Annotated in this window: 10 protein-coding genes; all 10 read right to left on the bottom strand. The window is 45.5% G+C overall.

Annotation, left to right across the window (positions count from 1 at the left end):
* Nucleotides 1-47: 47 nt before the first annotated feature.
* The 10 genes from cydC to M1D84_RS01045 all read right to left on the bottom strand — a co-directional run bounded on the left by cydC (nt 48) and on the right by M1D84_RS01045 (nt 11,860).
* Nucleotides 48-1,781: a thiol reductant ABC exporter subunit CydC gene (gene cydC, locus M1D84_RS01090; RefSeq protein WP_044334325.1), complete on the bottom strand. Its 1,734-nt coding sequence runs from the start codon at nt 1,779-1,781 to the stop codon at nt 48-50.
* Nucleotides 1,771-3,507, bottom strand: coding sequence for a thiol reductant ABC exporter subunit CydD (gene cydD, locus M1D84_RS01085; RefSeq protein ID WP_044334327.1), 1,737 nt, complete (start codon nt 3,505-3,507; stop codon nt 1,771-1,773). The genes cydC and cydD overlap by 11 nt, the downstream gene beginning before the upstream one ends.
* Nucleotides 3,507-4,523: a cytochrome d ubiquinol oxidase subunit II gene (cydB, locus tag M1D84_RS01080; RefSeq protein ID WP_044334329.1), complete on the bottom strand. Its 1,017-nt coding sequence runs from the start codon at nt 4,521-4,523 to the stop codon at nt 3,507-3,509. Before cydB ends, cydD begins: the two co-directional genes overlap by 1 nt.
* Nucleotides 4,510-5,925: a cytochrome ubiquinol oxidase subunit I gene (locus M1D84_RS01075; RefSeq protein ID WP_041087626.1), complete on the bottom strand. Its 1,416-nt coding sequence runs from the start codon at nt 5,923-5,925 to the stop codon at nt 4,510-4,512. Before M1D84_RS01075 ends, cydB begins: the two co-directional genes overlap by 14 nt.
* A 322-nt stretch (nt 5,926-6,247) precedes the next feature.
* Complete coding sequence (isdG, locus tag M1D84_RS01070) at nt 6,248-7,363, bottom strand: heme oxygenase (protein ID WP_269196480.1); 1,116 nt, start codon at nt 7,361-7,363, stop codon at nt 6,248-6,250.
* Nucleotides 7,364-7,370: 7 nt separating this feature from the next.
* Complete coding sequence (locus M1D84_RS01065; RefSeq protein WP_151039664.1) at nt 7,371-8,384, bottom strand: FecCD family ABC transporter permease; 1,014 nt, start codon at nt 8,382-8,384, stop codon at nt 7,371-7,373.
* Complete coding sequence (locus tag M1D84_RS01060) at nt 8,381-9,319, bottom strand: ABC transporter substrate-binding protein (protein ID WP_332285120.1); 939 nt, start codon at nt 9,317-9,319, stop codon at nt 8,381-8,383. The genes M1D84_RS01065 and M1D84_RS01060 overlap by 4 nt, the downstream gene beginning before the upstream one ends.
* Nucleotides 9,320-9,337: 18 nt before the next feature.
* Nucleotides 9,338-10,090, bottom strand: coding sequence for a class B sortase (gene srtB, locus M1D84_RS01055; protein WP_332285121.1), 753 nt, complete (start codon nt 10,088-10,090; stop codon nt 9,338-9,340).
* A gap of 26 nt (nt 10,091-10,116) precedes the next feature.
* Nucleotides 10,117-10,887, bottom strand: coding sequence for an ABC transporter ATP-binding protein (locus M1D84_RS01050; protein WP_024423886.1), 771 nt, complete (start codon nt 10,885-10,887; stop codon nt 10,117-10,119).
* Entirely contained in the window at nt 10,874-11,860 is a 987-nt protein-coding gene (locus M1D84_RS01045) for a FecCD family ABC transporter permease (protein WP_024427509.1), read from the bottom strand. Before M1D84_RS01045 ends, M1D84_RS01050 begins: the two co-directional genes overlap by 14 nt.
* Between the last annotated feature and the right edge of the window lie 27 nt (nt 11,861-11,887).

Genomic DNA, 11,887 nt, shown 5'->3' with positions numbered 1-11,887 from the left:
GTTCGGGCAGAGATTTCCTGTCCGAACGTTCTTGTCATGTCATTCATTTATATAGTAGAAAATGGACGATCCATTTCATACAACTTTTGATAACGCGTGTTTTCTTTTAGTAAATCCTGATGCTGACCCTGCATCTCAATGCGCCCGTCTTCAATAAACATGATGCGGTCACATGCCTCACAGCCAGTCAGGTGATGGGTAATCCAAATAACTGTTTTCCCTTTTAACACACGGAAGATGGTTTCAAGCAATTCACGCTCTGTCCGCGGATCAAGCCCGACGGTCGGTTCATCTAATACAACTACCGGCGTGTCCTGAAGCAATATCCGAGCTAACGCCATACGCTGTCTTTCTCCACCTGAAAATCGAACCCCTGTCTCCTGAACACCTGTGTGATAACCTTCTGGCAAAGACTCAATGTAATCATGCAGCTGCACTTGTCTAGCTGCTTCTTTCACCTGCTCTTCTGTCGCCTCTGGAGATCCTAAACGAATATTGTTTAAAACAGACGTATCAAATAAATAAGGCTGTTGATTGAGCACAGACACATAGGCAGACACCTTCTCTTGAATGCTTTGAACCGATTTCCCTTGAATGCTGACCGCTCCTTGATTTGGAACGACTGCCCCTTCTAACAATTTTAAAATGGTCGATTTGCCTGCACCGCTTTTTCCTAAAAGCGCGAGTGATTCCCCTTGCTTCAGAGAAAAGGACAGGTCTTGAAGGACATATTGATGCGTGTCATACCGAAAGGACACTTGATCAAAACAGACAGCTTCATCGTGAGAAAGGGCTGATTGATCCACTGCCTTGCTCTCAGCTTCTCCTTCATATGACTGCTTTTCATAATGATGCAATCTGCTGACAGCATGCTGGTAGACGGGAATATCACCTGCCGCATCTGACAGCGGAAGAAAGGCTTCTGTTAATGGAAACAGCACAAGTACAAAGGCTGCAATCAGTGTGTGTGACATGGATCCTGACTGAACGACCGAGCCGCTCCAATACACAACAAGCACGACAGCTCCTCCAATCAAGAGCTGTGCCAAAAATTGACGCACACGGATAAATCGGTGTTTGGCTGCTTCAAGCGCGAACAGCTGTGCTTCTTTCTGTTCATATCCATCCACAAAATCTTTCTGCCTGCCGCTGAACAGCCAGTCACTAACGCCCATGACTGCATCTGTTAAATGGCTGTACAGTTCATTTCTGCCTTTTTTCATTTGAATTTGTCTTGCCCGGTTCACAAGCACTGTGACGTATGGGAAAACGAATACGAGAAGTGCCATATAAAGCAGCATCAGTCCAGCAAAAGGCCATGAGAAAAGGCCAAGTGCTCCAATGGATGCGGCATATAAAAGCAGTGCACCGATAGATGGAAAGATGGTTTTTAAATAAGCGTCCTGCAATCTCTCCACATCATCTGACAAGAGACCAAGCATTTCACCTGTCCCCAGCTTTGTCTGTTTGGCACTTCGTTCAGCCATGTCATAGAGGCGTACACGCATTTTTTCAATCATTGTCAAAATGAGCTGATGACTTGCCAGCCTTTCTGCGTAGCGGGCAGCAGAGCGCGAAATACCAAAGGTACGTACAGCCACGATTGGGACGTAGACCATGAGTATATTCTCAGGTCTTGTCGCAGCTTTTGAAATGAGAAATCCAGACGTGTACATCAGCATAGAAGCAGAGAATACCGCAATGGCTCCTAAAAATAAAACCAAGGCAAACAGCTTTTGATTCTCCTTGATATAAGGTATAAACCAGCCTTTACTGACCATGTGTGACCGCCCCCATTTGCTCCTGTACCAATTGATAATACACGCCTTTTCTTTGCATTAATGATTCATGTGTCCCCATTTCTGCGACGGTTCCTTGATCCATGACAATGATTTCATCCATGTCCGGCATCCAATGGAGCCTGTGTGTCGCTAAGAACACAAGTTTATGTTCAAACAGTGGAAGCATTGTTTTCTTCAGTTCATACTCTGTTTCAATATCGAGATGCGCCGTTGGTTCATCTAACAGCATAATGGATCGCTGGCCCAGCACAGTTCGAGCAAGCGCAATTCTTTGCGCCTGTCCGCCGCTTAGCTCTCTTCCCTGTTCTCCAATGACCTCATCCAGTCCATTTGGCAGCTGCGTAACCAGCTGAGATAAGCCAGCCTCATGCACAGCTCTTTCCACTTCTTCGTCTGTAGCATTCGGTTCATAAAAACGAATGTTTTCTCTTAATGTCATGTGAAATAAATAGGGATGCTGCGGCATATAGACAACTTCCTTTTGCCATTCGTTCATCTGTAAATGAACAAGCGGCTGGCCGTTTAGCGTAATTTGACCTGAAGACGGTTCAACAAAGCCGCCGAGGACATCGGTTAATGTCGATTTCCCTGAACCACTGGCACCAATGATGCCGATTTTTTTCTTCCCTTTGACAGTGAGATCTACATCCTGAATGGAATAAGGGGCATGTTCATCATGCTGAACACAAACATCTTGCAGCGTGAGCACGGATTGTTCATCCCACTTTTTCAGCTGCACAGATTGTGTCTCCTGAGCGCGGAAGCCTTTTTCTTCTAAAATGACCTGCATCGCTTCATTCGCTTCTTTTCCATTTAACGTCGCATGATAATCATTTCCCACTTCACGTACCGGCAGGAAATACTCCGGTGCCAGCATAAGCGCCGTCAAAGCCGGCAATAACAGAAGCTCTCCTTCAATTAAACGTAAGCCAAGAAAAACAGCGACGGTTGCAATCGATAGCATGGAAAAGAAATCGAGGGCAAACGATGACAGAAAGGCGACCTTCAGCGTACTCATGGTCGCTTTTCGATATCGCTTTGACACCTCCGCAATATTACGGGAGTGTTTTTTGCTGATCCCTAAGTAACGAAGCGTCTCAAGGCCGCGGAGAGAGTCAGTAAAATGATTGGATAATTTCTCATACGATCTCCATTGTTTGGCCGCTTTACGCTGAGCAACAAGGCCTAGCAAAATCATAAAAATAATTAAAATTGGCAGCGTCACAATTAAAATGACGGCTGATGTTTCATCTAATGTCCACACATAGATAAGGACCATCGCCGGAATCACTGCCATGTTCACCATTTTCGGCAAAAACAGCTGTAAATACTGACGGTATTGAGCAATTCCTTCCATTGCTAATGTGACAAGCTTTCCTGTCCCTTTTTTCTTTACAAAGGCAGGCCCTAATCGAAAGAGTTGGTCTAGCAGCTGCTTTCTGACGTCTGCTCCAATTCGGGAAGAGTAGGTAAACATGACCTTCTCCCGAATCAAGGTGAGACCGTGCCGCACAACAAAGGCAGCAAGAAACAGCATGACGTAAGGCGTTGCCTGCGAGAGGCTTTTCCCGTCAAACAGCGTTGTAATGGCATGTGCCAGCCACTGTGCTTGGAAAATAATACTTGCTCCTTGGATGAGTGACACAATACCTAAGAGGGCAAGGAGCCCTCTCATTCCTTTTAATTGAAGCAAACGTTTATCCATTAGTAGGTCATTGGCTCCTTACCGCTTACACGTTTACGGAAGACGTAATAGCTCCAAATTTGATACCCAAGCACAAAGGGCAGCAAAGAAACGGCAACAATCGTCATGACCGTCAGTGAATAAGATCCAGATGCAGCGTTTTGAATTGTGAGATCAAACGAATGGCTGATTGAACTAATCATGACGCGCGGGAACAATGCAGTGAACAGCATGGCCACCGTCACCATGATGCCTGTCCCTGTGAATAAGAATGTCCAGCCATCACGTTCTTTTCTCATCAAAACAAGGGCAGCTATATAACAAACCACAATCAGCACAGTTAACGGAATGGTGATGATCGGGCGTACGGTATAAATGTCTGTTTCAATGATGGACACACCGACAAATATAACAAGAACAGGGAGGGCAATGAGCAGGACACGCTGGCCCAGTGTTCTTGCACGATCTCTTAAGTCACCCTCTGTACGAAGTGTGACAAAAATCAAGCCATGCAGCAGGCAAAGAACCGTCACAGCTAACCCGCCGATCACAGAGTAAAGATTCACAAAGTCCGTAAATCCAGCGTACATGTTCATGTCTTGATCAATTGGCATCCCGCGTAAAATACTCGTGAATAACACACCGAGCAAAAACGGCGGAAGCAGACTGCCAAAGAAGATCACCCAGTCCCACGCCTTAATCCAAGAGGCTTTCTCAACCTTCCCTCGGAATTCAAAGGCGACCCCGCGCCCAATGAGCGCTAAGAGAAGAACCGCAAACGGAATATAGTATCCGCTGAACATCGTGGCATACCAGTGAGGAAATGCAGCGAAAATAGCACCGCCAGCTGTAATCAGCCAGACCTCATTCGCATCCCAGAAAGGACCAATCGTATTGATTAAAATGCGGCGCTCGTGCGCGTCCTTTCCAAGCAGCTGCATGGACATCCCGACACCAAAATCAAATCCTTCTAAGAAGAAAAAACCAACAAACAATACTGCGACAAGAATAAACCAAATCTCGTTAAGATATGCCATGATATGCGCCTCCATCAAATGGATCTGTAGACAGGTCCGTTTCATCCTTTTGATCTGTATCTTCTTCAGAATGTGCACCTTTTTTAATTTCTCGAATGAATAAGTAGGCGAGCACAATAGCAAGAATCAGATACATCGCCGTAAAGCTAATGACTGAGAATAACAGCATGCCATACGATACGTTCGGTGAAATCGATTGAGCCGTCGTCATCATACCAAAGACGGTCCACGGCTGACGCCCGATCTCAGTCATGATCCAGCCGGCTGAGTTCGCAATAAACGGGAACGCAATCATCCATACCATGAAGCGTAAATACCATTTGTTTGTTTCAAGTTTCTTTCTAAAGCTTAAGTATAAGCCAATCATACTAGCAAAAATCATCAGCATGCCGGCACCGACCATGATCCTAAAGCTCCAGAATGTTGTTTTCACTGGTGGAATGTAGTCTCCAGGGCCAAACTTGGCTTCATATTCTTTTTGAAGTGTCAGCATGCCCGGAACATCTCCACTGAACTTCTGATAAGCCAAATAACTTAAGGCAAACGGAATATTGATCTCCGCAGAGTTTTCTTTTTTATCTGTGTCAATGTTGGCAAAAAGTGTCCAAGCCGCTGGATCTCCACTATCCTTCCAAAGGGCTTCACTTGCTGCCATCTTCATTGGCTGTGATTTCATTAAATGCTTCGCTTGATCATGTCCAGAGAACGCCACACCTAAACCAGAAATTAAAGCGAGGACCATTGCAATCTGGAATGATTTTTTGAAAAAGGCAATTTCTTGTTTTTTGATCATTTTATAGGCACTAACTCCTGCAATAAAGAAAGCTCCTGTTGCCAGCGCACCAAACAGAACGTGCGGGAACTCAACCCAAAGCTGCGGGTTCGTCACAAGAGCGCCAAAATCATTCATTTCTGCACGGCCATTTTTAATGGCAAATCCAACTGGCTCCTGCATAAATGAGTTGGCGAGTAAAATCCAAAACGCCGAAAAGATCGTACCAAGGGAAACAAGCCAAATGCACAATAAATGAATCTTCTTCGGCAGACGATCCCAGCCGAATATCCAAAGTCCAATAAATGTAGATTCAAGGAAAAAGGCCAAAAGTGCTTCAATGGCAAGCGGTGCACCAAAGACATCACCGACAAACCTTGAATAATCTGACCAGTTCATCCCAAACTGGAATTCCTGCAGAATCCCTGTTACCACACCTACTGCAAAGTTAAGTAAGAACAGGTGACCCCAAAACTTCGCCATCTTTTTATAGATGTCTTTTTTCTTGACGACATAAAGGGTCTGCATCAATGCGACGATAAACACCAAACCTATTGACATAGGAACAAAAATAAAATGAAATAATGTCGTTGAAGCAAATTGAAATCTTGCTAAAAACAGCTCACTCACAGCCTTACATCCTCCCTTACTTTTACATGCCGAACGATTCATGCTCACCATTTCACAAAATATTCACTATTTGTTCAATGTTTCACAAATAAAAGTCCATTTGAAATGGTTCACTCGGTGAAATTTTACTCTTGATTTTCATTCGGTTAGTTATTTATACCTGTACTTTACACCCATACGCTTCAAAAATAAAGTAAATTTTACCTAAAAATTGGTTGGTATTGTGTCAGTTATTTGAATACTTTGTCAACAATATGTGACGGAAAATAAAAAAATGCAAAAAAAGAGCGCTGCATGTGGGCCGCAGCGCTGTGTTTCTATTTTAAGCTTTTTTCTGTAAAGCAGGTCTTGTCACTTGGACTTCATAGTACGTAATTTTGTTTTTTAATAGGCCTTCAGGTTTCGCTTTTCCGTGAGCGTGTGCATCTCCAAATGCCTGAGATTTTGTCCAGTTCACAAAGTCTTCTTTTCGATTCCAGCGTGTATGAATAGTCACTTCATCGTAATCGGTTGTCTGCTGTGTGACCCAGACTTCCATGCCTAAAAATCCTTCCATGAATTCTACTTGTCCCTGCTTGTTAAAACGCTTGACGAGGTGGTCTGCACTGCCTTTTTCTACTCTAACCTGGTTGTTTACAATGATCATGTTTGATTCATCTCCCTTTTGTTGTTGGATCGAAGCGATTGGGATAATGAGCGGATGCTCTCCATCTAGGTGAACCTCTGCCTGAATCCCAAAGACCTCTTTGAAAAAGTTTTCTGTTAATACTTCCTTTGGTGTCCCTATTTGGTAAACCTGACCACGCTTCATTGCAATCAGGCGGTCACAATATTTTGCTGCCTGCTGCAGGTCATGAAGAACCATTAAAATGGTGATCCCATGCGTTTCATTCAGCTGTTTGAGCAGCTCCAGTAAATCAAGCTGATGCGCAATATCTAAGTAAGTGGTAGGCTCATCCAGAATAATCGTCTCTGTCTTCTGAGCCAGTGCCATGGCAATATACGCCTTCTGCCTCTCTCCGCCTGACAATGTATGCAGCATCCTGTTTTCATTCACGCGGCTATTTGTCACATCAAGTGCCCACTCTATCGCTTCCTGATCTGTTTTCGAGCTCTTTTTCCAGATCGAACGATGCGGACTTCGTCCAAGTGCAACCAGCTCACGTACTGTCATCGATGGGATGGCCGTTCTCGTCTGCATCAGAACAGCGATTTCCTGTGCAATCTCCTGTGCTGTCATTTCTTTTTGCGGTATATCGTGAATATAAATCATGCCGCTTTCAATCGACGTAAGACGTGCAGCCGCTTTAATAAACGTCGACTTCCCTGACCCATTCGGTCCAATAATTCCTGTTACACTTCCTTTAGGCACAGCTGCTGAAATAGACGACAGCCGAAAGCCTCCTTGACTGAGGCTCACGTCATCCATCGCAATCACATCCAACTTAACCCCTCCCTTTCTTTTTTAATAAATAGAGGAAGAAAGGTGCACCAATACAGGCAAGCAGAATACCAACAGGCAGTTCAACCGGTGTAAACCATACCCGTGCTGCTGTATCAGCAAAGACCACAAGTACGCCGCCGCCAAACATTGAGATCGGCAGCAGGTAACGGTAGTCATCTCCAATTAAAAGGCGGATAAAATGAGGGACGACAAGACCGACAAATCCAATTAAACCGCTCACGCTTACAGCTGCACCCGCCAAAAGCGCCGCCAGTGCAATTAAGAAAAATCGGGTTCGCTCGACTCTAAGGCCTAGCAGCTGCGCTGACTCATCACCTAGCAAAAGAAGATTTGCCGGCTTGATCGCAAAAAAACAAAGACACAATCCAGCAATCGCATAAGGTGACACAAAGCTCAGATGATGCCAGCTCCGTCCATTTAATCCTCCTGATAAAAAAGGCAGAACAGCCTGCACACGCTCACTATAAAGCACCATAAACCCATTCATGACTGCACCAAGCAGGGCATTAACTGCCACACCCGCCAGAATCAATTTCAGCGGTGAAACCCCTTGATCAAATGACAAAATATACACAACAAGTGCCGCTAATAAAGCGCCAAGGAAGGCAGCCGCTGGAAGCAGATATGTGAATTGAGGAAACACAATCATGCTGAGTACAGCCGCTAACCCACCGCCGGCAGTCACACCGATGATCCCGGGGTCAGCGAGTGGATTTCGGACGACTCCTTGTAAAATTGCCCCTGATGCTGCGAGACAGGCCCCGACGATGAAACCTATGAGAACGCGCGGCAGGCGTAAATCCATGACGATTTTTTCATGGACTGGCTGGCCTGATCCCGTCAAAGCAGCGATCAAATCTGGCAGCGATAATTGAACAGAACCTAATGCAAGCCCTAGACATATGCCCACACCTAGCGAGAAAAGCAGTCCCGGTATAAGCCATCTTCGTCTCGACTGTCTTTTTTGAAAATCTAACTCTGCATTCACCTTCATGATGACAATCGCTTCAATCTTTTCTCTAATTCATCAATCGCCTTGATGACGTCTGCGCCTGGATTCGTCCCGAATAAATCACTGGGCAGAATCTCCACGCGGCCATTTTTGACAGCTGATACATCGTGCCATGCTGCATTCTGTTTCATTTCACTCATAAAGCCCGCTTTCACATCTTCAGGATTGCTGTGTGTCATGAGCAGAATGAGATCGGGATCGGCTTCGATTACCTTTTCAGCATTGATTTGGGCGTATTGAGGAAATTTTTCGAGTGCCGGTTCATTCTCAGCAATGTTTGCACCCCCAGCGATGTGCAGCAAATCCCCGCTCAAGGATTGAGGAAGTGCCGCCATATATGTGCCGGGTGCACCGTACACAACGAGTGTTTTCACTTTTTTCTTAGGCTGCTTGACTTGCTTTTTCCGCTCATCAATTTGATCATTGAGTGCTTTAGCCTTTTGCTGCTTCCCAAGCAACTCCCCAAATAACGAGATTTGACGCTGGATGTCCTTCACTGAATTGGCGCTTGTCAAAAGCATCTGTGAACCAATTCCTTCTATTGTAGAGATGTCCTTGCTGTTTAATTGTTCATTTCCAAGCACCACATCAGGCTTTAAGCTTGTAATCAGCTCTACATCAAATTGATGCGTTGTGCCAATCGTTTGTACGGATTTTGCTTTTTGTAAGCTGTCTGGTAACTCGGCGGTTGGCCGGCCGACCGCCTCACCGCCTAAAGCATACAAAATACTCATGTCCCCAGTCGACAATGCGACAATACGCTGAGGGGATTCATCAAACGACAGCGTTCTTCCGGTAAAATCCTTTATCTTCAGCGCTCCTTGCCCGCTCCCTTTCTCTACAGGTGCCGCCTGACTGCATCCGCCAAGGAGAAGCATCAAGACGAGTCCCGCCAAGATCACATATGAAAATTTCAACCGTCTGTCTCTCCTTTTCTAGTAAACTTTCTTTAGCTTTGCCTGTACCACGAGACGCCCGCTTTTAGGTGCTAGCACATGATCACAGGTCGATAAGGTGAGGATGAGGTCATCTGTGGACACGTCTGTCTTCGTTTGATAGATTGATTTCTTCCGCACAGCTTGCAAGTAGTGCGCATATTCGCCAAGATCTTGAAAATCGGTTTGAATATAGTCAAAGTCAACCGTCGTTTCATACAAAGCAAAAATCTCCGCTTCATAGCTTTGATACAGCGTATCGTACTGAAATGTCCGGTGCTCTTGGAAGAAATCTTTTTTTAGATAGTTTGTGAGTCCAGCGAACATGGATCCATCCCTCATCCGATGGCCATACACCACTGTATTTGGGCTTTCATGCAGGACATCATTACGATAATCCATAAAGATACTGCCTGCCCGGGTGTCGTTTTTTAAATAATTGCGAGTTAAGTAGAACGCATTATCGTGAGATTGAACAATCGGATACTGAATCATCGTGTCTTTCATATTGATCCAGCCGACAATGTCCTCATTCACCTTCCGCAGCTCATCAAATGACGAACGGATCTTTCCCTGCTCCCGTTTTTCAGTCATATCTTCTTCATATCCATACATCGTCTGTGCCTTTGCAAGCACCTGGCGATTTTGATAATAACCGAAAAGTTCGAAGCCGATGGCTGTCCCGCTATAAATCAATACGCCTAAACAAACGATCGTCAGCATCCGCTGCCAAAGCCGTTTTCCTCGTTTCACACTGTCTCACCTGCTTTTTGCCCAGCTTATATACCAACAGGCACGATGTACATCCCTGTTTCTGCATCCTGTCTAATCGTGACGGACACATCATAAATGTGACGCACGTTTTCCTCTGTTAACACATCGTTTGGCTGGCCTTCACTGATAACCTGTCCATCCTTCATCGCTATGATGATATCGCTGTAGCGGACAGCCTGATTCATGTCGTGCAGCACCATGACAATCGTTAATCCATGAACGGCATTCAGTTCACGGATCAGCTCAAGAATGTCAAATTGATAATAAATATCCAAATAAGTTGTCGGTTCATCTAAGAAAAGGATCGGTGTTTTTTGCGCAAGTGCCATCGCAATCCATACACGCTGCCGCTCTCCACCTGACAGTGAGGCGAGCGGCACCTTTCGTTTGTCTGTTAGCTTTGTACTGGACAGCGCCCACTCTATCGCTCTCTCATCCTCTTCCTTGTCTCCTCCGCGCATCGTCTGGTACGGCGTTCTGCCGAATGCCACGACCCGTTCGATCGTTAAATCAAGCGGCGCTTCATTTTGCTGATGGACGACAGCGAGCTTTTTTGCCAGCTCCTTTGGCTTGAACGTATTCAGCGTTTGCCCGTCTAAGTGAATTTGCCCTTTATTTGGACAATGATTATTCGCCATTAAGGAAAGCAGTGTGGATTTTCCCGAGCCATTTGGACCGATAATGGTTGTGATTTTCCCCTTTTCAATCTTTGTTGTGACTGATTGAACGATGTCCTTCTGCTGGTCATATGAGAATGACACCTCACGAATGTCCATGGAGACGGTCCCCCCTTCTTAATAAAAAGATCAGAAACGGCCCGCCAATCACGGCCATGATCGTAGAAGCAGGAATCTCATTTGGCGCCACAAGCGTCCTGCCAAGCGTATCAGCCGTCAAAATAAGCAAAGCCCCGCTTAACGCAGAAAATGGAATCAGTACCCGGTGATCCGAGCCGACAAGCCTTCTTGAAATGTGCGGAATGAGCAAGCCGACAAAGGCGATCACGCCCGCTACTGCAGCTGTCACCGCCGCAAGTAAAACGGCTGTGATGGAAATCAAAAGGCGCATTCTGGTCACACGCAATCCTAAATTTTTCGCTGTCTTGTCCTGAAGAGCCAGCAGGTTGCACCACCTGCTGAAGAAGAGTGCAACGACAAGGCCGGCGACACCATAGACACCGATTAAACGGACATCTCCCCACGTTTTCATCGTGAGATTCGACTGTCCCGACTGATTAATCGTGATATTGAAATAGCTGCAAATGGTCACAAATGCTTCAGCCATTCCAGTAAACATGGCATTGATGGCGATCCCAACCAAGATCATGCGGATCGGGCTTAAACCACCCTTCCAAGACAGAACATACACGAGGAAACATGCAATAGCTCCGCCTAATACCGAAAATAAAGGAGAGTAGAAATAAAATTGAGGAAGCGCTGTAATCGCCATTAATGAAAAGAAGCTGGCTCCTGATGAAATGCCAATGACGCCGGCATCAGCTAACGGATTCCTCATGACCGACTGCAGCAGTACACCGGAGACAGATAAGGCGGCCCCTGTAAACATCGCGATAAGCATGCGGGGAATTCTCAAATCTTTAATGATTTCTACCTGTGCATGTTGACCGGTGATGAGCCCTTCTAATAATTCAATTGGGGTGACATGAATGCTCCCAGTAATGGCTGAATAAATAAACACGCAGACCAGTAAGAGACTGACTATCAGAAATAAAATCCCTGTTTTTTTCATCTTGAACGTCCTTTTATCATTAAGATT

The organism is Bacillus sp. PK5-006 (genome assembly GCF_054161415.1).
The sequence above is the reverse complement of the archived record's forward strand: the minus strand, read 5'-3'. Positions and strand labels throughout refer to the sequence as shown.

Bases quoted from the DNA above. Each gene is read 5' to 3' on its own strand.
- cydB (WP_044334329.1), bottom strand. From the start codon at position 4,523: ATGGCATATCTTAACGAGATTTGGTTTATTCTTGTCGCAGTATTGTTT.
- cydC (WP_044334325.1), bottom strand. From the start codon at position 1,781: ATGGTCAGTAAAGGCTGGTTTATACCTTATATCAAGGAGAATCAAAAG.
- cydD (WP_044334327.1), bottom strand. From the start codon at position 3,507: ATGGATAAACGTTTGCTTCAATTAAAAGGAATGAGAGGGCTCCTTGCC.
- M1D84_RS01050 (WP_024423886.1), bottom strand. From the start codon at position 10,887: ATGGACATTCGTGAGGTGTCATTCTCATATGACCAGCAGAAGGACATC.
- M1D84_RS01045 (WP_024427509.1), bottom strand. From the start codon at position 11,860: ATGAAAAAAACAGGGATTTTATTTCTGATAGTCAGTCTCTTACTGGTC.
- M1D84_RS01065 (WP_151039664.1), bottom strand. From the start codon at position 8,384: ATGAAGGTGAATGCAGAGTTAGATTTTCAAAAAAGACAGTCGAGACGA.